We start from the raw sequence: 21,293 nt of genomic DNA, 5'->3' as shown, positions 1-21,293 counted from the left end.
TCAGCCAAAAAATTTTAGCAAATTTTCCGGCCTCTTTGGTGATTCCATGACAGCAGTTGCCTGAAAAAGATCAGACTGACCCTGCTGATCCGGTCTTTGGGATCTATCCAGTTATCAAGGTACATATTTGTGCTTCCTTATTCAAGCTGTATGTCATACTCTCTTATGTTCTGCAAGGTCTTTTGTATATTCTCTGATATACGGACAACTGCTGCATAGCTTGAAGTATATATAACCTGCTTTGTGGACGACTCTTGCGGCAATCTTTAACAGACTGTTTCTGATCGTCGGTGCCTGTTGCCTTCTCATTTTCTCTGGAAGCATCAGGCGACGGAACCAGTTGAACAGGTTGTATGCCAGCTGGTGGATCTTAAGCCGGTTTGCGTTTGTTATCATGGAATGACTGCTTACGGATGAAAAATCAAATCCGTTTTTGCATTCCTTGATATAGTTCTCCATCTGCCCTCGTCCACAGTAGAATTTTATGATCTCTTCTTCGGAAAGCTCTGTATTTGTGCAGATAAATGCGATCCAGTCTTTTTTATCAGCTCGATCATAACCTCAGTACCTTTGGTTCTGGCTAGCTTTCTTCTTTTCGCAGCGAGAGATCTTACATCGAACTTTTCAGCCGAGCAGATGACATTTTTCTCCTTTGAGGACGCAAGGAGACTGCTGTTTATTGGCAGAAATGTATTTCCGTCTGTACATCCGAGAGTCACGAGCCGATATCCTAAACAGTGTCTCCTGCCTGCGTAATCAAACACACAGGAAGCAAGCTCCGTCTTTTTACAGCTTGTGCGTTCAAACAGACTGTCGTCAACCACAAAGGGATTTACACGGTCTTCATTGGTAAGGGGCTCGATGGTGTCTTCTACCTCTTTTGATAAAAGAGTGATGTAGCGCAGCTAGTTTATCTTTGAGCAGTTCAGGAAACGGTAAAACGTATTCTTTGAAAAGGCCTCCCTGAAAGAACCTATCTTCTGCTGCATATACATACTGCAGTTCTTAAAAGACGTTACAAAGCTTGTATCTGAAGACATCCATGACAGAAATGCCTTTCTCTTTATGGGCATTGCACTTGCCAAGCTGCTTACCTACCCTAAAATCACGAAGAAATAAAGAAATTACATTATAAAGGTTTTGTCCGTCCTGTCCCTGTGGTATAATAGAGTTCGGCATAGAAAATCCTTTCTTTGGTAGTTTGATGTCGTAATCTTATTTTACCATAAAAGGCTTCTATGCCTTATTTGGACCCGCTTTTTATTGAATTTTCAAGGTTCAACGAACCTTTTGGGTGTGGGAAGTTTTAGTTGTTTACTATATGGTGACTGGAAAGATTGATTGTAGGGATGAGGTTATATAAATGGATGCGTCTTTTTGGATATCTATTATAGTTGCCATTGTTATTGGCGGCGGTCAGATTTATATTGCGTGTAAAATGAAGGGGTTTGAAGAGCGTCAGGATAAACGCGATGAAACCCGAAGAAAAGCCAAGGTCACAGCCCAAGCTACGCAGTTCATTCAAAAATACAACAGCAAAGGTTATGCGTCTGAAATCTTGCTGTTACCGTTATGCGTGTCTGCATATAAATACAATCCCATTTACCATTTCCATAGGGAAATATATCGTGAGTTCTGTAGCCTTACTGAAGAAGTACAGAACGAGATATTATCACGTAGCCAAATTGAATTAAGTAGTCAGACGGTCGACGACTATTACACAAAATTACTTGATGCCTATAAGAAAGTACAATCTCTATATTGTCCCAATGACCTTGACATATTCTATGATGAAGGCAAATATCTCGAAAGGGCACTCATAAATAACGGGAATAAAATAGTCCCTTCTCTCAGATGTGCTATTGATGAAGAAAAGAAAAGACAAAACGCATCCCTTATTACTCCCAATCCCGTTGATAGCGATTATATGCCCTTCCACGAACACATCACTAATGAGCTTGCTTATAACCATAACGACAAGCCCATAGCAAGGCTGTTTGCTGAATCAACAGATAATGGATCAGCACAAGACGGTGACGAAATTATAGTTTCTTATTTATGTTGTGTAGTTGCTAAATATGTATCAATATATGCACATGGCAATGACAAAATTCAGGAAACAGGCAATGTAGACGATTTTTCAGGTAAGTTGTACATGGAAGATTTGTTTCTTGACGCTTTAAACACTATGGAGACATACAACTCATGATCAAAGAATTCAACCTCAATCTATAGAAGATTCTCTAAAACCAGGAAGTGTCCCACGCTATCCGGGAGACAATCGCCAACGCTCTTGACTAGCAGAAGCTCACAAGAACTGTCGACATCAGTATCTGTGAGTAGAACAGCGTGTAGCACATCACGGACTACGAGCGCTGACTTAATTATCATCACCTCATGCAGAACGAGAACGACGAGAAGCTAAATGCCGACGGGCTTATCGGTAAGTTCGAAGTGGGCTTAAAAGACTCTTTTGCGGTCTTCTATCGCAACGGAATAAAAGTCACTATCCGCTCAAAATACGGAGTTATCACACTGACGGAAGCTGAGAAAGCAGGGTTCTCGGATATATCCACGTTCCACGCGGAGATAGCCGACCCCGACGGCCCTTCAATGACAGGCACAGATTTCGCCCTTGACAGCTGTAAAGACAGTGATATTGACAAAGCTGTATTTGTAAAGTAAAAATTCAGTCACATGACATTTAAAAATTCAGTCACACGTGTCTTTATATAGCACCCGCTTTTCAGGTGATACTGTTTGTAAGCGTCAAATAACCAGCATCTTTTTTCAGGACGCTGGCTTTGCTATATTCTGTATATAATTTCAGGCACCCCATGAGCTCCGGAGAAAATACTTCTCCAGGAACGAGGGCATCACGCGAAATGCAGTAGTCAACAAATTTTGGACACAAAATTATGTTTTTTGTCTCTCCTTTCAGTGATGTGGACTCCTTAGACGATACATTGGGCATTACGCTATGCATTGCCGGTCACTCTGTATCGACAGAGATGGATTCATGGGCAAGTTAGACGGCATGAACTTCCCTGTATTGCTTAGGAGTCAGGTAGTTGAGTGAGTATGCCGGTCTCTCTTCGTTGAAAAAGGCGATATATTCATCTATCTCCTTTTCTACCGGTTTATCTCCAGTAACATGAAAATCCGTGAAGAGCTCTGCTTTAATCCATCCATTAATAGATTCCATCGCAGCATTATCCGTAGGTGTTCCTGCGCGTGACATAGACCGGTTTACGTACATTGGGAGCAGGTCGTTGAAAGCTTTTGATGCATATACAGAGCCCTGATCACTATGAAGAATCATCTGATATTCAGGATGTGCTCTTTTCAGCTCAAGGAGGTCTTTCAGCCCGCTTATGTAGGTCATACGATCGCCACGCTTTGCTGAAAGCGCGTGACTGACAATTTCATTGTTCCTTAAATATAACTAGCCAATCCCGTTTTTTGCTGTTATAATGACCTGGCAGAGAGGACCAGATACTATTAGGGGATGATTGATCATAATACTATTAGCAGAGGATCAGTCTGTCTACCTCATCCTGTCTTCTACCCTTTTTTAATGCCTTAGCAGTAAGAAGATCATAGATCATTGACAGGCTCATATCAAAAACATTCTATCTTCCTATAATACGTTTACTTTCCACCAGACTTCTTCGTGAGGTCATCATCAAGGCTGGCGTTTCCTGTATCGCTCCACTCTCCTGTAATGGAATAAGTGGTACTGCGGGTTTCAGGAACGATAGTGATCGTATATGTGCCTTTATTTTTAAGAGCCCTTGACTGTCTTGCTATAGTTTTATTTTTGCTATCGCCTGTTGCAGTTTTTAAAACCTCGTTCAGAAGCCTGGTATTCTTTTTCTTTGAAGTGATCTCACCATTGGATCCCCATACAAGGGTATCACCCTTCAGATCCAGACTATCATATATATCCTGCTCGCTGCATGATGTCCTGGCAGCATTCAGTATCTCTGCAGCCACCTGACAATCCACTGCTATCCGCGATTTCTCCACATATCTGAGATACTGCGGTGCAAGAATCACCGCAAGTACCGCTATGATAGCCATAACCACGATAAGCTCGATTAGAGTAAATCCCCTGTTGCCATTCCTTACTTCCCTTGTCTCCATGTTATCTCCTTCTTTGCCCCCGTGTAGGCTTTCCCTGTGAAGCCTTTGGCATCTGTTTTCCCGCAAAAGCTCTGACTGCTCCCACGGGCTTTTCCCGTGGGGTTTACGCCACAATTTATAACCTATGCGCCATTTTCACTGATCACTTTCCTCTGAAAAACATAATCCCCACCGCCGACGTAAAGACTATGACTGCCATTCCTCCTCCAGAAAAAACAGTTTCTTCTTATATCCATATTCTACTATAGCAGAGCTATTGTCAAGGAGATTTTACAGATAAGGCCTTTAACTTTTCGCATCCAGAAGGCAGACGGATTCTATGTGATCTGTGAAAGGAAACATATCGACAGGCTGCACTTTTTTGAGGCGGTACTCATCCGAAAGGATCCTGATGTCGCGTGAGAGGGTCGTCGGATTGCAGGATATGTAGACTATACGCTCTGGATGAAGGGCCATAAGTGAGCGGAGGAATTTCCTGTCGGCTCCGGCCCTCGGAGGGTCCATGAAGACCAGGTCGGCCTTCAGGTCCTTCTGTAGAAAAAGCTCAGATGCATCGCCGCAGATGTATCTGGCGTTCTTTACTCCGTTTGTTCTGGCGTTAAAGATCGCATCCTTCACAGCATCTCTGTTGTTCTCAATGCCAGTGACTGAGGCTGCCTTATCCGAGGCGATGATGCCAATGGTACCAATGCCACAGTATGCATCTATGATATGCTCACTGCCTGTAAGAGAAGCGAATTCGATGGCGGTCTGATATAGCTTCTTCATCTGGGCAGGGTTTACCTGATAGAAGGCAAGTGGAGAAAGACGGAAGGTCTTGCCGCATACCTTGTCAATAATAGCTCTCTGCCCGTAAAGCAGCTTAAGCTCAGGTGTGAGCACCATACTGTCGCTTCGTTTGTTTATATCTAAATATATGCTTTTTACGTTGGGAAAATTCGAAACAATACTCTCGATCAGATGCTTCTTGCCTGGTATATCGGTATTGTAGCTTACAAGAACAAGCATCATTTCCCCGGTGGAAAAGCTTTGTCTTACAAAAATATACCGAAGGCTACCAGTCCCTGTGTCCTCGTCATATACCCTGATCCTTAGCCTGGGAAGAAGCTCTGTGATAAAAAAAACAAGCTTCTGACAATCCCTCGACTCGATAAGACATGAATCGATGCCTGCCAGATCATGGCCTCCTCTTGAATATTTGCCGCAGACTATACGCTTACTGTCACGATCATAGCCCAAGGCATAATTCACCTTATATCTGTAATAAAAAGGAAAAGGCATACCCCTGACGGGCAGGGTCAGATCCTCTCCGAAGAGATTTTCCATAAGCCTCTGCTTATTGTCAAGGGTTGCCTGATATTCCATATTTATGCAGTCACATGAACCGCATTCATTCTGATATATACACTTCATTTATTATTTACGTCGTCCGAAAGGTCCTTTGCCCTTCTTTTGGGAAGGCTGCGGGGAAAGACTTCCGCCGCATGCATCATCAAATGCCTTCAGAGCTTCCTTCTGAGGGGCTGTAAGTGAACGAGGTACCTGTACGTCAAGGGTCACATAGTGATCCCCTCTTACATCCTTGTTCCTGATAGTAGGGACGCCTTTTCCACGAAGTCTGATACGGGTGCCAGGCTGTGTACCTGCCTTCACCTCATACTCGACCTTGCCGTCGATGGTATTGATGATTATCTTGCTTCCGAGAGCTGCCTGGGCAAATGAGATCGGGTGAGTAGAATAGATATCATATCCATTTCTCTGGAACTCATTGTTCTTTACGACTCTGACTTCTACGAGCAGGTCACCGCGCGGTCCGTTGTTTGCTCCAGGATCACCCTTTCCTCTAAGACGTACCATCTGTCCGTCATCGATTCCCGCAGGGATCGCTACAAGGATCTTCTTTTTCTGAGGCTTGAATCCGGTTCCACGACAGTCTGGGCACTTATCCTTAATGATAAATCCGCTGCCTCCGCAGTCCGGACAGACACTGGAACGAGTAACCATACCGAATATGGATCTCTCTGTAGATACGACCTGTCCAGAGCCTCCGCACTTGGTACAGGTCGACTTACTGGTGCCGGGCTTGCAGCCACTGCCGTGGCAGGTAGGGCACGGATCCTTTAAGGTAAGCTCTATCTCCTTCTCACAGCCAAAGCAGGCTTCCCTGAAGGAGACCCTTACAGCTGTCCTGACATCAGCTCCTCGCTGGGGTCCATTATTTGCGGCTCTTCTTCCCTGGCTTCCACCGCCAAAGAAATCGCTAAATACACTTCCAAAGCCTCCAAAATCTCCGAATATATCAGAGAAGTCAACATTGTTGAAATCAAAGCCGCCGCCACCGGCGCCTCCATCAAATGCCGCATGCCCGAACTGGTCATACTGCTGACGCTTCTTTGGATCAGACAGAACGGCATATGCTTCCGAAGCTTCCTTGAATTTTGCTTCTGCGTTTTTGTCTCCGGGATTCATATCAGGATGATATTTCTTCGCGAGCTTACGATAGGCTTTCTTGATAGTCTCCTCATCGGCACTCTTATCAACACCCAGAACCTCGTAGTAGTCTCTTTTCTGTTCTGCCATGTAATTCCTTCCTTGTGTAGGTTATTTGAGATGCGAGGTCATAATGTGTGAGGTCTTAAGGTTTAACCCTGAGACCTCAGACCTCTGACCTCTAACCTCAAACCTCTTTAAAATCTGCGTCAACGACATCATCGCCGCCGTTGTTACCGTTGCCAGTGCTGCCTGCATTCGGCTGTGGACCTGCGCCAGCTCCCGGGGTAGGGCCGCCCTGTGCAGCGCCTGCAGCCTGGGCATTCTCATACATCTTTGTGAATACCTTCTGGGCTGACTGCTCGAGCTTCTCCTTAGCGCTCTTTAAGGATGCTACATCATCATCTGACATATCCTCAGGCTTCTGATTCTTGTTTACCAGATCCTCGACAGCCTTGAGATCGGCCTCAACTGCACTCCTGTCATTAGGATCGAGCTTGTCTCCTACCTCGTCAAGAGCCTTTCTTGTCTGAACAGCAAATGCGTCAGCATCGTTTCTCGTATCGACAGCTTCCTTACGCTTCTTATCCTGAGCTTCGTACTCAGCTGCTTCCTTGACAGCCTTATCGATCTCCTCATCGGACATACTGCTTCCTCCGGTGATAGTGATATGCTGCTCCTTGCCAGTTCCCAGATCCTTTGCGGATACAGTTACGATACCATTTGCATCGATATCGAATGTGACCTCGATCTGAGGAACTCCTCTTCTAGCAGGAGGAATCCCGTCGAGACGGAACTGACCAAGTGACTTATTGTCACGGGCGAACTGTCTCTCACCCTGTACTACGTTTATATCTACTGCTGTCTGATTATCCTCTGCTGTAGAGAAAATCTGGCTCTTCTTTGTAGGGATGGTGGTATTTCTCTCGATCAGATGAGTAGCGATACCTCCCATTGTCTCGATAGAAAGTGTAAGAGGAGTGACATCGAGAAGAAGCACCTCTCCTGCTCCCTTATCTCCTGCGAGCTTACCACCCTGGATGCAGGCTCCTAATGCCACGCACTCATCAGGATTTAAGTTCTTTGATGGCTCCTTGCCGGTCAGCTGCTTTACCTTGGCCTGTACTGCCGGGATACGGGTAGAACCACCTACAAGAAGTACCTTTGAGAGGTCTGCTGCTGTAAGTCCTGCGTCCTTTAAGGCATTCTGTACAGGGATGGCTGTCTTCTCTACCAGATCTGCTGTGATCTCATCGAACTTTGCTCTAGTAAGGTCGAGATCAAGATGCTTAGGGCCATCGGCAGTAGCTGTGATGAATGGAAGGTTGATATTGGTAGTGGTTGCGCTTGAGAGCTCCTTCTTGGCCTTCTCGGCAGCTTCCTTGATACGCTGCATAGCCATCTTGTCTCCGGAAAGGTCAACACCCTCCTTGGCCTTGAACTCATCTATCATCCACTGCATTACACGGTTATCGAAATCATCTCCGCCGAGATGGGTATCGCCGTTTGTAGAAAGAACCTCGATGACACCATCACCGATCTCTATAACAGATACATCGAATGTACCGCCACCGAGATCATATACCATGATCTTCTGCTCGTTCTCATTATCAAGTCCGTAAGCTAAGGCTGCTGCTGTAGGCTCGTTTATGATACGCTTTACCTCGAGGCCTGCGATCTTTCCGGCATCCTTTGTAGCCTGACGCTGGGCATCGTTGAAGTAAGCAGGAACAGTGATGACTGCCTCAGAAACCTTCTCACCCAGATAAGCCTCTGCATCGCTTTTAAGCTTCTGAAGGATCATTGCTGAAATCTGCTGAGGTGAATACTTCTTGCCATCTATAGTAGGGCCGTCAGTAGTTCCCATCTTTCTCTTGATCGATGAGATGGTCTTGTCAGCGTTTGTAACTGCCTGACGCTTTGCCGGTTCACCTACGAGTCTCTGTCCGTCCTTTGTAAATGCTACGATAGAAGGTGTAGTCCTCATTCCCTCACTGTTAGGGATAACTGTAGGCTGTCCTCCCTCCATAACTGCTACGCAGCTGTTTGTCGTACCTAAGTCGATTCCGATTATTTTACTCATTATTATTCCTCCTTAGTTTGCTACCTTTACCATTGCATGTCTTACGACCTTGTCGTGGAAGGTGTATCCCTTCTGTAAGACCTGCACTATTTCCTGCTCTCCCTTATCAGGATCATCCTCATGCATTACTGCATTATGAAGATCGGGATTGAACTTCTCTCCTTCTGCCGCGATCTCCTTTACTCCGAGATCATTTATGACTGTAAGGAGCTGCTTATAGATCATCAGTATGCCCTTTTTGAAGGCATCATCAGTGTCGTCCGTCACATCTGAGAGTCCCCGTTCGAAATTGTCGAGGACCGGAAGGATCTTTGCTATCACATCTGTGGCTCCGGCATCGTACATTGTGGATTTCTCCTTGTCTGTACGCTTCCTGAAATTATCGAATTCAGCCATCTGCCGGAGAAGCTGATCCTTAAGATCCTTTATCTGCTCGTCCTTAGGGTCCTTTTTCTTCTTATCCTTTGAAAACGGGCCCTTTTTCTTATCAGTTTCTGTCTTATCCTCTTCCTTGCTGCCTTCTGTCTTTTCAGAATCCTTCTTTTCTTCCTTGCCCTCAGGCTTTGAAGATTCCTTCTTTACTGAGTCCTCCTTCTTCTCCACGGAGGTCTCGTCCTTCTTTACTTCCTCTTCCTTCTTATCCTTTTCTTCGCTCAATTCCAGCTACCTCTATTCCTTCTTCTTAGTGATCTGTTTCGGCTTTTCAGATCGATCCGAAAGTCTCGATGTAACGACTATGTCCTTAAGCTGCTTCTTAAGAGACTTCAGATTCTTCATCACATTCTCATAATCCATTCGCTTGGGACCAAGGATCCCTATGGTTCCCTTGAAGCCATCACCCAGATCATACTTTGCTGTGACAAGTGACACATCAGGCATATTAGGAATGTCATCACCTATATATACCTGAATGCCGTTAGGATTGCCCTCCTCGTCTGACTCTATATCATTTATCAGATTCTCGAGCTCTTCCTTGTTCTCAAAGGTCGAGATCAGATGACTTGCTCTGTTGGCATCCGAAAGCTCAGGATATTTGAAAATATTCGTAGTGCCGCTGGTAAATATGGTACGGCCCTCATCCTGCTCTATGGTGCCTGCTACATTCTCCAGAACATTCTCAATGATATCCGAATACTCTCCGGCTGACTGCTTCATCTTCTGGATCAGGGTCAGGTTAATATCATTTACTGTAAGGCCTGACAGATTCGTATTCAGAAGCATGTTGAGCTTCAGCAGATCTTCATTGTCGATCGGTGAATCGACATCTATGATACGGTTCTTGATGGAATTTCCATCCATAACGACCACCGAGAGTATCTGTCTCTCATTCAGAGCCGACAGCTGCACGAACCTGACTCTGACTCCTGAGATAGCCGGTGCCGATATCATCGATGTATACTGGGTATTGGCAGCCAGGATATCTACTACCTGACGCAGCATCTTCTCAAGTCTGTCTGTCCTCTCCACAAGCATCTGATTCGATGTCTCAGCGGGAGGAGAGGTCTCCTTCTCGACCATCAGCTCGTTTACATAAAAGCGGTAGCCCCTGTCTGAAGGGATCCGCCCTGCTGAGGTGTGAGGCTGGAGAATATACCCCATCTCCTCGAGATCGCTCATCTCATTCCTGATGGTTGCTGAGCTAAGGTTAAGATCGGAGCTCTTCGAGATCGTCCTCGAGCCGACCGGCTCTCCGGTTTCCAGATAATTCTTGATGATCACATCAAGGATCTTCCTCTGCCTTTCTGATAACTCTTCATCCTCTTCCAAAAGCTCACCTCCTGTCTTTCGTCTGTTAGCACTCAAATGATTGGAGTGCTAATACCATCTGATACATAATATACGCCTGTTGACCTTGTTTGTCAATAGTTTTTTCAATCCATCAAAAACAATGACATGCAGTAGTTGGAAATATCGAGTCCTCTTTCTGTAAGAGCCAGATCATCCCCCTTATCCGAAAGCAGTCCCTCCCGGATAAGCTTCTTTATAGGAACATCGTATATCTTTTCTATAGGGGTACCGAAAGACTTAAGAAAAACGCTTTTTTTCACTCCCTCTGTCATCCGAAGACCAAGGAACATAAATTCCTCCATTGCCTCCCTGCGGCTTAGCTGGGTCGCCTTATCGATCGTCGGTATATCAAGGAATGATGCCTCTGATGTGATCTCATTGTAATGGAGGGTGTCCTCAATATAGTCATATATATAGGATTCATTGGTTGTCCTCCATTCAAGCCCCATCCCGCCAGTCTCCTCAGGGTCCTCAGGCTCAAAGGCAAAATAGCCAGGCGGTATCAGGGATGCAGCTCCAACTCCTACTCCCAGATATGGCGTCCTCCTCCAGTAGCCTTCATTATGGACACATTCGTAGCCGAATTTCGCATAGTTTGATATCTCATATCTGATATATCCCTTTGAAACAAGGAAATTCTGGGCTCTTTTCATAAGCTCATATTCCTGATCTTCATCAGGCAGGGCAAGGGTCGCCTCTCCTTTTTCCTTGCGGACGCAATCTTCATGGTAGCGCTGGTAAAACGGTGTATTTTCTTCAATAATAAGAGAATAGCATGAAATGTGCTCAGGCCGTAATGCTACGACATTATCCAGAGTGTGGATTAGCTTGTCCGGAGTCTGGCCCGGAAGAGCTGTCATTATATCTATATTGATATTTGTAAAGCCGGCCCGGCGAAGGATCTCATATGTAGAAAGAAACTTCTCATATGTATGGATCCTGCCCAGAAGCTTAAGCTCATCATTATCAGCCGACTGGAGCCCGACAGAGACCCTGTTTATACCGACTGCCCGGTATGTATTTGCTCCCTGTTCTGTCACTGTGCCCGGATTTGCCTCGATAGTTATCTCCGCAAGAGGATCAAGGCTGTAGTATTCCCGGACGCTTTCGATTATTTTTGCGATATGGTCAGGATCTATGCAGGTCGGAGTCCCCCCTCCTATATATACAGAACTTACAGTCCCATGCACCCGGTAGGACATAAAGACAAGCTCCCTTATGAGCGCCTCTACATATTCATCCTGATCCTCTGATCCATAAACCCCTGAGAGAAAGTCGCAATAGTCGCATTTTCTCAAACAGAAGGGTATATGTATATATAGTTCAAATCTGCGGTAATCTTCCATCTTATTCATCATTATCGAGCTTTAACACGCTCATGAATGCTTCCTGCGGTATCTCCACATTTCCCACCTGCCTCATCCTCTTCTTTCCTTCCTTCTGCTTCTCCAGCAGCTTTCTCTTACGGGAAATATCTCCGCCATAGCACTTGGCCAGGACATCCTTTCTCATGGCCTTTACTGTCTCTCTAGCGATTACCTTGCTTCCCACGGCGGCCTGGATAGGTATCTCGAAAAGATGACGCGGTATATTTTCCTTAAGCTTCTCACACATCTTTCTGGCGCGATCATATGCAGTATCCTTGAATACAATAAAGGAAAGGGCATCCACTCTTTCCTTATTGATAAGGATATCAAGCTTTACCAGCTCCGATTTCTGATAGCCCTTAAGCTCATAGTCAAATGAGGCGTAGCCTCTGGATCTCGATTTCAAGACATCAAAGAAGTCGTAGATTATCTCGTTGAGGGGCAGGACGTATTTAAGGACTGCCCTTGTCTCCTCTATGTACTCAAGAGAAACGTACTGCCCTCTTCTCTCCTGACACAGATCCATTATCGGGCCTATATAGTCGCTTGTGACCATTATCTCAGCATCGACAACAGGCTCCTCCATATATTCTATCTCTGAAGGGTCAGGAAGATTTGACGGATTGGTAAGCTCTGTCACTGTGCCATCTGTCCTATGGACCTTGTAAACTACTCCCGGAGCCGTCGTGACCAGATCCAGATCATATTCTCTCTCGAGTCTCTCCTGGACTACATCGAGATGGAGAAGGCCCAGAAAGCCGCATCTGAAGCCGAAGCCAAGTGCCTGTGAGGTCTCCGGTTCAAAGGTAAGCGCTGCGTCGTTTAACTGGAGCTTCATCAGAGCATCCTTAAGCTCCGGATACTTTGCCCCGTCTGCAGGATAGATACCGCAGAAGACCATAGGCTTCACAGGTCTGTATCCTGGGAGCGCCTCTGCCACCGGATTGGTGGCCAGTGTCACTGTATCTCCGACCCTCGTCTCTCTTACATCCTTGATAGAAGCTGTGATATACCCTACCATTCCGGCTGAAAGCTCATCACATGGGATGAACTGACCAGCGCCAAAATATCCCACCTCCACGCAGTCATATTCAGCACCAGAGGCCATCATCCTGATCCTGTCCTTCGGCCTTACCTTTCCCTCGCGGATGCGGACGAATACGATAACACCCCTGTATGAATCATAGAGTGAGTCGAAGATCAGAGCCTTGAGCGGTGCATTTGCATCTCCAGTTGGAGCAGGAAGCTGTGTGATGACCTGCTCTAAGACCTCATCCACGCCCTGACCTGTCTTTGCTGAAATACGCGGAGCATTCTCACAGTCCAGACCGATGACATCCTCGATCTCCTTTGCTACCTTATCAGGATCAGCAGAAGGCAGATCTATCTTATTGATGACAGGTAAGACCTCAAGGTCATGATCGAGCGCCAGATAGACATTCGCAAGCGTCTGGGCCTCTATACCCTGGGCCGCGTCTACGACCAGGATAGCGCCGTCACAGGCTGCAAGCGAACGGGAAACCTCGTAATTGAAATCTACATGTCCCGGTGTATCGATCAGGTTGAAGATATACTCCTCTCCATTCTTTGCATGGTAGATGAGCCTGACCGCCTGGGATTTGATCGTGATCCCTCTTTCCCTCTCCAGATCCATATTGTCAAGAACCTGGTCCTGCATTTCTCTCTTGGTGAGTGTATGCGTCATCTCGATCATCCTGTCCGCAAGAGTTGACTTACCATGATCGATGTGTGCTATAATACAAAAATTCCTGATATGTGACTGATCCATTCTATCTCCTTATATTAGGGGTTAGGGGTTAGGGGTTAGGAGCTAGGAGCTAGGGAATAGTAGTATCCTTTATATACCCTATACCCTAAACCCTATCCCCTATATCCTGTCTATTATATCAGACAAACTCCCCCTTGACAAACACTTCTTATATCTGTATTATAGATAGGTATGATTGCTTGGGAGAACCGTGTCAATCCCCTGCACTCATTATCACGTGATAATCCAGATTCAGGAGGTGAATAGAATTGGCAAACATCAAATCTGCAAAGAAGAGAGTTGTAGTAAGCGCTAAGAAGGCTGCCCGCAACAAGGCTATCAGATCTAATGTCAAGACTGTAGTTACTAATGTTGAGAAGGCAGTAGCAAGCGGTGACAAGGCTGCAGCAGAGTCTGCACTCAAGGTTGCAACAGTTGCTATCCCTAAGGCTTGTTCCAAGGGAATCCTTCATGCCAACAATGCAGCAAGGAAGGTCTCACGCCTTACCAAGGCTGTAAATGCTATGGACTAAGATATAAATATTAAACCCCGTCCGGTACCGTCATTCCGGGCGGGGCTTTTTTATTGCCTCGGTTATTAGCAGCTCGACTGCCAGATGGTCATTTATCCTGCTCCGCTTATAGCCCTCCTCATATTCTGCTGCGGCACTGAGCAGATGCATAAGCTCTGCCTCGGAAAACCTCTGTGCAGACCTCTCAAGCTTGCCTAAGGCCCAGTCATTTTTCACACCGGTCACCTTTTTCTTAAGATCTGACGAGGCCCCTGCGCCTCCCATCCTCTTAAGCTGCAGCAGCTGCATGAACTGTCTTTCTATCAGGGAAAATATCACCGGGGCGGGCTCATTCTGCCTGAGCATGTCCTGATATACGTTAAATACCCGAGTGGCATCTCTTGCTGCTATGGCATCTGTAAGTGCGAAGACTATAGTCTCGCTTGCATTTGCACAGATATCCTCCACGTCCTTCTTCTCTATAAGCTTTTTATTCATACAATAGGCTGCAAGCTTCTCAAACTCCTGATCCATAAGATCCATTGATGAGCCGGTCCTTAAGTAAAACTCATCCCAGGCGTCACGTTTCATGCTAAGGCCGGCCTCCTTCAGCCTGCCTCCTATCCAGCCTATAAGCTCCTTTTCCTGAGGAAGCTTGTACTCCTCTGCGGTCCCATTCTTTGAAACTGCCTTATAGAGCCTGTCCCTCTTGTCTACCTCCTGGTCGACAAAGACTATCACCGTAGTCTGCGGAATATCCGCTATATATTTTACCAGCCTGTCCTTATCCTTTTTATTGCCCTTGAAGAAGCCGCTGTTCATCACAAGGATCACTCTTCTTTCAGCAAAAAAAGGAAGAGTGTCACTGTCAGCTATAAGCGCATCCACTGAAAAGCTGTTCTGATCGAGACAGCTGTAATTCATATCTGTCTTATCCTTCACTCCTAAGGCAGCAAGAAGCTTTTCCCTCCCTCTGGCCAGCAGGTAATGTTCATTTCCAAACAAGAGATATACTCTCTTGAAGTTTCCCTTTTCTATCTCGCTGTCAATCGACCTCATCGGCTATATCCTTCAAAACCCTCTCGACCCGGTCGTTATGGAGCCTTAGGAATTCTGTGACTGCGCAGCACTTGTCTGCGATAGTGATCATGAATCCTTCTCTTGTTCCTGGCCTCTTCCGGGTCACCGGCCACATATGGTTCGCTATCATGTCTGCCTGAATCCTGTTTATGGTACCGCTCTTCTCTGCTGATTCAAGCGATCTTATCGGATGTGAATGCGCAGTATCCCTGCTTCCAGAGAAAGAGTCCCTGTCATAGATACCGACATCATGCCATAAGCTCCCTCTTACTGCATCGCTTTCGCTCAGCCTGAATATCCTCGCAAAAAAAAGCATCATAAACGCAACGTGTACGCTATGATAGCCGACTGTCGAAAAAATATGATGCCTCTGGCCAATGATCCTTCTGAATTCACAGGAATCTAAAATGTCTCTTCCGATCCTTTCGATCTTCTCGCAGTCAGAGTCCTTTACCCTGACCATGTCCATGCTCTGATCCATTCTTACGCCTCCCGATATCTTGCATTATAGCACCGATATAATGTGGTTGCAAATATTATCGGAAGGGAGCATAATAGGGATTAGTAGGCCCTACAAAGGAGAGAATATGAACAAACGACCTATAATGATCGCCGCTGTTTCAATGCTGGGCGGCTGCTTTTTTATACTATATGGCAAGCGGATCCTTTTACTTATACCGCTTCTTCTTATACCATTTATCTTCTATAAAAGAGAGGGAAAGCGTTGCGCCATTCTTCTATGCGTGACGGTTCTGGCCTTTGTCTCTGGAGCAGTCTCCGCCGGAATACGCCAGGCAGACTACGATAAGGGATACTCTGCGGTAAATTCCGCTGGAAATGTGACTCTGTACGGAAGGCTGGTAAGAAAGGAACGGACCGCATCCGGTATAAGGCACTATATTTCCCTTCGCGGATCTGCTGGCCTTAAGGCTGTCTTTACCAGTACAGATGATATGTTAAGGACCGGAGATATGATAAGGGTCAGCGGAGCTGTAAGAGAGATGGAGCCGGCCAGAAATCCCGGATGCTTTGACCAGAAAGCCTACTACAGATCGCTTTCTGTGATCACGGAGATAAATGACCCTTCCCCTGCTACGATAAGGCGCTCCCTCCTCCCATTCGCGGAGCTTCTATACATACTTAAGTACAGGCTTCTTTCTGTATTTACCGCTACCCTTCCCGGAGAGGAAGGAACTCTTCTGGCCTCTCTTACTATTGGGACAAATGGCCTTCTGGACTCCGATGTAAAGGAGCTTCTTACCGATGCCGGGCTAAGTCATATACTGGCCATCTCAGGCCTTCATATATCAATAGTCGGCGGTCTGGTCTTTAAGGCTCTGAAGCGGCTTTTAGTCCCTGTACGCATCTCAGCTGTTTTCTCATCTCTTCTTGTGATCATCTATGCATTTTCGATCTCAGACTCTGTCTCGGCAAAAAGAGCCGTTGCCATGTATCTTATCTATATGCTTTCAAAGCTTGCGGTGGATAAGACCGATACACTGACCTCTCTTTCTGCAGCTGCAATTCTCATTTGTCTTACCGATCCGCTGCAGATAAGCGGTCCTGCCTTTGCCATGTCCTTTTCAGCCATATTTTTTATAGCCCTTTTTGCGACTCCTGCCGGGAAATGCTACAGTCTTTATACTGATCTGCGATGGGAAAACAGGCACAGGAAGGAAAAGGGACGGCGACATATCCCTTCCTTGGCCGAGGATACGGCTTTGGCCCTTATAAGCTCATTCTGCATACAGATCTCTATGGGAGCTATCTGTGCCTCATATTTCTATTCCTTTCCACTTGCAGCATGCATTCTGAATGTGATCGTCCTGCCCCTGCTTCCCTTCCTGCTTGTCGCAGGTCTCGCAGGCGGCTTCGCAGGCCTTTTCTCCACTCTTATGGCAAGGATCATACTCTTCCCCTGCCATCTGATTCTCTACCTCTATGAGCTTTTCTCCTCCGGCTTCAAGGGGCTTACGCTTTCTTCTGTTGTAACAGGAAGGATTGGCCCTGCAAAGATACTTGTCTGCCTCCTTATTGTGATACTTATTTCCCTTGCCTTAAGGCTTCAGTACCGCAGGCTGTTTACTATGCGTTTCACCAAAAGGACCTGGTCCAAGCTTAAGCTTTTTCCTGTCTTTGGAAGCGGAAGGACATTTACGGTCTTTACTGTGCTTTCCCTGCTCCTTATAGCCATACTCTCCCATCCAGCCCACAGCGATTCCTTTGCAATGCTTGATGTCGGGCAGGGGGATGGAATGATGCTCACAAGCTCTAACGGACGCTGCTTTATGTTCGATGGCGGAAGCTCCAGCAGCTCATCCATCGGCAAAAATGTTATAATACCTTCTCTTAAATACAGAGGAATATCATCAATAGAGGGATACTTCCTGACCCATCTGGACGACGACCATATAAGCGGATTTGTAGAGCTTGCCAAAAAGGGCTATCCTATCAGAAGACTCTACCTTTCTTCAGGGATCGAAAAGGATGAGAAGCTTACTATGATAGAGGAACTGTGCCGCAAAAGCGGAATAGCAATAAGCTACCTCAACGGAGGCGACAGGCTCTCCTGCCGCCTCTTTACCATAGAGACTCTTTTCCCGGATAATGTAAGCGACTTTGAGGGAGCCAATGAGAACAGCCTTGTGACTCTTATAACTATAAGACCAGACAATGGAAAAAGCATCCGTATAATAGAAACTGGTGATATCGGCGCAGACCAGGAAAAGTATATCCTTAAGCGATATGGTTCAAAAATAAGAAAAAGCCCCGGTGAGAGACTGATACTAAAGTCAGCCCATCACGGGAGCAATTATTCTAACTGTGAGGAATGGCTTTCTGCGACCGATCCGGACCTTGTGATCATATCAGCCGGAGCCGGTAACAGATACGGCCATCCCGGAAGTGATACACTCTCACGTCTTAAGGAAAAGGGCATTCCCTATCTTTGTACTATAGACAGTGGACAGATCATGCTTTTGGAATCAGGAGAGATAAGCACGGCTCTCAGTCATTGACCACGAAATCCAGATTCGGGCTGTAGGTCCCGTTCTTTTCATCGTCTGTGATCACTGAGGCCTGATCTCCTGAGCCTACAAGGATCTGGACCCTTGATATCTGACCAAGCTCACAGAGCGAATCGACGATCGAATAGATCCTCATGTTGGTCGATACCCTGCTGTCTAAATTGTCGATCGACTGATCGAGGTCCACATAGCAGATACCGTCATTTACATTGACAGACAGGACCTTGACTGAAGAAGGCAGCGTCACAAGGGCTCCGTTGGAATCAGGATTCTTCTGCAGCTGTCTTATCACTGCAGTAGCCAGAGGCACGTTCTCGTTTACATGGACGTCTCTTTTCTCCCGGATCAGACCGCTTCCGTCAGCAGCCGGACAGTAAAGCACCAGCTCAAGTGCCTTTGTAGAATCCTGCTCGCTTCCAAAATCATCGACAAAGGATTCTGCGTTCATGGCTCCTATAGGATTACCCTGGCTATCGGTTATCTGGTCATTTACTACCCGAAATGTCACAGTATCTATTCCGTCGATCTGGACCAGGGTCTTTACAAGAGAGGCTCTCATAAGGGCCTCGTTTACCCTGTTCATATTTCTGTAGGCACGGGTAAATGAGATAGTAAGATTCTTATTCTTTATCCAGAAGCTTCTAACCATTATGCTTGACGGGATGGAGTTCACATAATCTGAATCCTCCTGAGCTGTAGAGAGCATATCTATGGCCTTTTCTGCCTTAACCCGTGGCGTCTGTCCCTTTATATTAGTTTCCACCGGATAAAGAGCGCTTTTGGTCTGGTTAAGGAAATACACCTCTATACTGCCCCTCTCCTTCTTTTCCCGGCCCTCCGGTCTGTTAGTGCAGGAGGCCATGCTTATTATAAGGGTAAATAAAAGAAGGATCACAAGAGTCTTTCTGATCAGCTTTTTCATGCCTGCTCCTTTATATAGATAAGAGGAACCCTCACATCAAAGGTGGTGCCTTCACCAACCTCGGAATGGACCTTTATCAGGCCCCTGTGCATATCTATCGCATTCTTCGTGATAGCAAGTCCGAGTCCGGTTCCTCCTATCTCCCTGGAATGGGATTTGTCCACGCGGTAGAATCTGTCAAAAATATGCTCTATCGAATCCTTTGGAATTCCCATTCCATTGTCCTCAATGCTTATATAGAAGTACTGATGATCGGCATTTAAGGTCACATGGACATAACCACCCTTGTCATTATACTTGATACCATTCTCTATCAGATTCATGATACCAAGTGACAGCTTGACCTCATCGACCTCGGCTGTCACAGGCCGAAAGCTCTCGAGCACAAGCTCGACATTCTGTTTCTTAGCTATTGGCCCCAGGCGCTTAAGAAGAGACTCAAGCATATCATTTATATTTACCGAGGTGATATTTAAGGTGGCTCCTGATTTATCCATCCTTACAAGAGAAAGCAGATCATTTATGATCTTTGTCTCCCTGTCTATCTCCTGAGTGATATCATGCATGAAGTCCTGATACATATCTATAGTGGCCTCATCCTCCATAGCATTAAGCGAGTCGGCAAGAACCTTCATAGATGTAAGAGGGGTCTTCAGCTCATGTGAGACGTTAGATACGAATTCCTGCCTCGACTCGTCGATGGCCCTCATCTTTCTCATTACCTCATTATAATTATGAGAGATATCCCCTGTCTCAGTGAAGTCCTCTACTGCGACCTCGTCATGCAGCTCCTGTGAATCCTTTATTGCATCGGATAGCTTGTGGAGTGGTCTGGTGAAGCGGTCGGCAAGCAGACATGATAATAGAAATACAACTACAATGATGACTATAGACAGATAGACAAGGAGATTCCTGTAGAAGGAAAGATTCTGCTCCATATTCTCCGTGGATCTAGTCACAAGTATCACGCCCTCTATATTGTTGGAGGAATCACTGTTCTGAATAGGAACTGTTATGATAAGGCAGTGACTTACCCTGTCATAGACAGATGTCCTCTGTCCTCTTAAGGATTCGATCACATTTTTCCAGACAAAGGTCTTTCCCTCACTGATATCATAGGTATCCTTTACTACGCGAAGGGAATTGTCAATGATTATGATCCTTCCGGAATAGATATTGCCAAGGGCCTTGAGCTGGGTATTGATCTCATCCACCTGGGTATTCTTCAGATAACCGGTCGAGAGTATCTGGTCAGAGAGCAGCTGAGTCTGGTTGGTCATGGATACTGCATCCATATCCAGAGCCCTGCTCTCATACATACGAAAAAAGATCCCCCCTGTGATCACACCAGGGATGACTCCCAATAAAAGAAGGGCGAGAAAGATCGCCGCCCTCATGCTATGAAGTTTCTTTTCGAGAGAAAAAATAAGCTTCATTTCTGATAATAATATCCGAGCCCCCATTTGGTAAGTACGTACTTCGGCTCCGATGGGTTGGGCTCTATCTTTTCGCGGAGTCTCCTTATATGTACATCTACTGTCCTCGCGTCTCCCGGGAAATCCTCTCCCCAGACCTCCTTCAGCAGAGCATCCCTGCTGTAGACCTTTCCAGGGTGACTTACAAGGAGATAGAGCATCTCAAACTCCTTGCTTGTGAGATTAAGCTCCTTTCCCTTGATAAAGAGTCTCCGACTCGATGTATCGATCCTGATGTCGCCATTCTCGATGACCTCATCGGATGACTCACTGTGCTGCATTCTCCTTAGAATGGCCTTGACTCTGGCACGGACTTCCAGGACATTAAAGGGCTTTGTGATATAGTCGTCAGCTCCGTACTCGAGACCCATGATCTTGTCCATGTCGTCTCCCTTTGCGGTAAGCATGATGATAGGGACCTGTGACTTCTCCCTGATCCTCTGACAGACCTCATATCCGTCCATCTTAGGAAGCATAAGGTCAAGAAGGATTATATCATAATCCTCACTCAATGCCTTCTCAAGGGCGCTCGCGCCATCATATGCGCAGTCGCACTCCATTCCGTCATGCTCTAATACAAGCTTGACTCCCTTAATGATATGCTCCTCATCATCGACTATCAGAACCCGTGCCATA

Annotated in this window: 20 protein-coding genes and 1 pseudogene; 4 read left to right on the top strand and 17 right to left on the bottom strand. The window is 46.1% G+C overall.

The features are described from left to right. Positions 1-137 precede the first annotated feature (137 nt). A pseudogene (locus ACTNCK_RS09715) lies at positions 138-525 on the bottom strand (transposase); the annotation flags it as partial. Further along, complete coding sequence (locus ACTNCK_RS09710) at positions 483-764, bottom strand: hypothetical protein (protein ID WP_441082385.1); 282 nt, start codon at positions 762-764, stop codon at positions 483-485. The pseudogene ACTNCK_RS09715 and the gene ACTNCK_RS09710, both read right to left, overlap by 43 nt. 599 nt (positions 765-1,363) lie before the next feature. On the opposite strand from ACTNCK_RS09710, the gene ACTNCK_RS09705 reads away from it, so the two are divergent. Together ACTNCK_RS09705 and ACTNCK_RS09700 are read left to right on the top strand one after the other, a co-directional pair. After that, positions 1,364-2,209 carry a hypothetical protein gene (locus ACTNCK_RS09705; protein ID WP_441082383.1) on the top strand — a complete coding sequence of 282 codons (846 nt, stop codon included), beginning with the start codon at positions 1,364-1,366 and terminating at the stop codon, positions 2,207-2,209. 188 nt (positions 2,210-2,397) lie between these two features. After that, complete coding sequence (locus tag ACTNCK_RS09700) at positions 2,398-2,685, top strand: hypothetical protein (RefSeq protein WP_441082381.1); 288 nt, start codon at positions 2,398-2,400, stop codon at positions 2,683-2,685. 343 nt (positions 2,686-3,028) lie between these two features. On the opposite strand, the gene ACTNCK_RS09695 is transcribed toward ACTNCK_RS09700, so the two are convergent. The 10 genes from ACTNCK_RS09695 to lepA all read right to left on the bottom strand — a co-directional run bounded on the left by ACTNCK_RS09695 (position 3,029) and on the right by lepA (position 13,663). Then, positions 3,029-3,385 carry a transposase gene (locus ACTNCK_RS09695; RefSeq protein ID WP_441082379.1) on the bottom strand — a complete coding sequence of 119 codons (357 nt, stop codon included), beginning with the start codon at positions 3,383-3,385 and terminating at the stop codon, positions 3,029-3,031. A 142-nt stretch (positions 3,386-3,527) separates the two neighbouring features. Next, on the bottom strand, positions 3,528-3,620 hold the full coding sequence (locus ACTNCK_RS09690) for a hypothetical protein (RefSeq protein WP_441082377.1): 93 nt from the start codon (positions 3,618-3,620) through the stop codon (positions 3,528-3,530). Positions 3,621-3,651: 31 nt separating this feature from the next. After that, complete coding sequence (locus ACTNCK_RS09685) at positions 3,652-4,146, bottom strand: type II secretion system protein (protein ID WP_441082375.1); 495 nt, start codon at positions 4,144-4,146, stop codon at positions 3,652-3,654. 285 nt (positions 4,147-4,431) lie between these two features. After that, positions 4,432-5,559, bottom strand: a complete 1,128-nt coding sequence (gene rlmD, locus ACTNCK_RS09680) for a 23S rRNA (uracil(1939)-C(5))-methyltransferase RlmD (protein WP_441082373.1) — start codon at positions 5,557-5,559, stop codon at positions 4,432-4,434. Positions 5,560-5,562: 3 nt separating this feature from the next. After that, on the bottom strand, positions 5,563-6,726 hold the full coding sequence (gene dnaJ / locus ACTNCK_RS09675) for a molecular chaperone DnaJ (RefSeq protein WP_441082371.1): 1,164 nt from the start codon (positions 6,724-6,726) through the stop codon (positions 5,563-5,565). Between the two features lie 97 nt (positions 6,727-6,823). After that, positions 6,824-8,719 (bottom strand): molecular chaperone DnaK, encoded by a 1,896-nt coding sequence (gene dnaK, locus ACTNCK_RS09670; protein ID WP_441082369.1) that lies wholly within the window; start codon positions 8,717-8,719, stop codon positions 6,824-6,826. 12 nt (positions 8,720-8,731) lie between these two features. Beyond that, a complete protein-coding gene (grpE, locus tag ACTNCK_RS09665) occupies positions 8,732-9,376 on the bottom strand; it encodes a nucleotide exchange factor GrpE (protein ID WP_441082367.1) in 645 nt (214 codons plus the stop codon). Between the two features lie 12 nt (positions 9,377-9,388). Further along, positions 9,389-10,486, bottom strand: coding sequence for a heat-inducible transcriptional repressor HrcA (gene hrcA, locus ACTNCK_RS09660; protein ID WP_441082365.1), 1,098 nt, complete (start codon positions 10,484-10,486; stop codon positions 9,389-9,391). Between the two features lie 104 nt (positions 10,487-10,590). Further along, positions 10,591-11,853 (bottom strand): radical SAM family heme chaperone HemW, encoded by a 1,263-nt coding sequence (gene hemW, locus ACTNCK_RS09655; RefSeq protein WP_441082363.1) that lies wholly within the window; start codon positions 11,851-11,853, stop codon positions 10,591-10,593. Between the two features lies 1 nt (position 11,854). Continuing rightward, entirely contained in the window at positions 11,855-13,663 is a 1,809-nt protein-coding gene (gene lepA, locus ACTNCK_RS09650; RefSeq protein ID WP_441082361.1) for a translation elongation factor 4, read from the bottom strand. A 248-nt stretch (positions 13,664-13,911) separates the two neighbouring features. On the opposite strand from lepA, the gene rpsT reads away from it, so the two are divergent. After that, entirely contained in the window at positions 13,912-14,175 is a 264-nt protein-coding gene (gene rpsT, locus ACTNCK_RS09645; RefSeq protein WP_441082359.1) for a 30S ribosomal protein S20, read from the top strand. A gap of 30 nt (positions 14,176-14,205) precedes the next feature. Here rpsT and holA read toward each other — a convergent pair whose 3' ends face one another. Both holA and ACTNCK_RS09635 read right to left on the bottom strand, forming a co-directional pair. Beyond that, on the bottom strand, positions 14,206-15,213 hold the full coding sequence (holA, locus tag ACTNCK_RS09640) for a DNA polymerase III subunit delta (protein WP_441082357.1): 1,008 nt from the start codon (positions 15,211-15,213) through the stop codon (positions 14,206-14,208). Beyond that, positions 15,200-15,715: an HD domain-containing protein gene (locus ACTNCK_RS09635; protein WP_441082355.1), complete on the bottom strand. Its 516-nt coding sequence runs from the start codon at positions 15,713-15,715 to the stop codon at positions 15,200-15,202. The genes holA and ACTNCK_RS09635 overlap by 14 nt, the downstream gene beginning before the upstream one ends. 106 nt (positions 15,716-15,821) lie before the next feature. Between ACTNCK_RS09635 and ACTNCK_RS09630 the strand changes: the two genes are divergently transcribed. Next, positions 15,822-18,251, top strand: coding sequence for a DNA internalization-related competence protein ComEC/Rec2 (locus tag ACTNCK_RS09630; protein ID WP_441082353.1), 2,430 nt, complete (start codon positions 15,822-15,824; stop codon positions 18,249-18,251). On the opposite strand, the gene ACTNCK_RS09625 is transcribed toward ACTNCK_RS09630, so the two are convergent. Genes ACTNCK_RS09625 through ACTNCK_RS09615 form a run of 3 tightly spaced genes read right to left on the bottom strand, consistent with a single transcriptional unit; the run spans position 18,241 to position 21,292 of the window. Continuing rightward, positions 18,241-19,182 (bottom strand): GerMN domain-containing protein, encoded by a 942-nt coding sequence (locus ACTNCK_RS09625; protein WP_441082351.1) that lies wholly within the window; start codon positions 19,180-19,182, stop codon positions 18,241-18,243. The two genes, ACTNCK_RS09630 and ACTNCK_RS09625, sit on opposite strands and share 11 nt — an antisense overlap. Then, positions 19,179-20,618, bottom strand: coding sequence for a sensor histidine kinase (locus tag ACTNCK_RS09620; protein WP_441082349.1), 1,440 nt, complete (start codon positions 20,616-20,618; stop codon positions 19,179-19,181). Before ACTNCK_RS09620 ends, ACTNCK_RS09625 begins: the two co-directional genes overlap by 4 nt. Beyond that, positions 20,615-21,292: a response regulator transcription factor gene (locus tag ACTNCK_RS09615; protein ID WP_441082347.1), complete on the bottom strand. Its 678-nt coding sequence runs from the start codon at positions 21,290-21,292 to the stop codon at positions 20,615-20,617. Before ACTNCK_RS09615 ends, ACTNCK_RS09620 begins: the two co-directional genes overlap by 4 nt. Between the last annotated feature and the right edge of the window lies 1 nt (position 21,293).

Source organism: Candidatus Weimeria sp. HCP3S3_B5 (genome assembly GCF_052064335.1).
Classification (GTDB): Bacteria; Bacillota; Clostridia; order Lachnospirales; family Lachnospiraceae; genus Weimeria.
The sequence above is the reverse complement of the archived record's forward strand: the minus strand, read 5'-3'. Positions and strand labels throughout refer to the sequence as shown.